This window comes from Priestia sp. SIMBA_032 (assembly GCF_046535215.1).
Lineage (GTDB): Bacteria > Bacillota > Bacilli > Bacillales > Bacillaceae_H > Priestia > Priestia aryabhattai.
On the sequence record NZ_JAWRXD010000712.1, the window covers coordinates 1 to 270 of the forward strand.

A 270-nucleotide genomic window follows, 5' to 3' on the forward strand; every position below is an offset into this window, starting at 1 on the left:
TGCTCTGTGGAGACGGAGGTCGACGACGTCGGCGAGTACGTCACACCATCGTGCGCCCTACCGTCCGACGGATACTACGTGTGGACCGAGCGCATCGACCCTGCGAGGACCGACCCCGGCGAAGGCGGCGAGCGGCTCCGCTCCTGGACATCGCGCTTCGGTGTCGCAAGCGAGATCACGCGTGTCGTGCCCGCGAGCGGGGCGCCCGCTGCGCTCCCCGGCGTCACGGAGCTGGCCGAGACCGGCACGAAGGCGGTCGTGCCCGCGCTG

At 71.5% G+C, this 270-nt stretch carries 1 protein-coding gene; it reads left to right on the forward strand.

What is annotated here, in order from left to right:
• Nucleotides 1-270, forward strand: a 270-nt coding sequence (locus SB717_RS36125) for a hypothetical protein (protein WP_410907812.1), incomplete at both ends; no start/stop codon positions are given.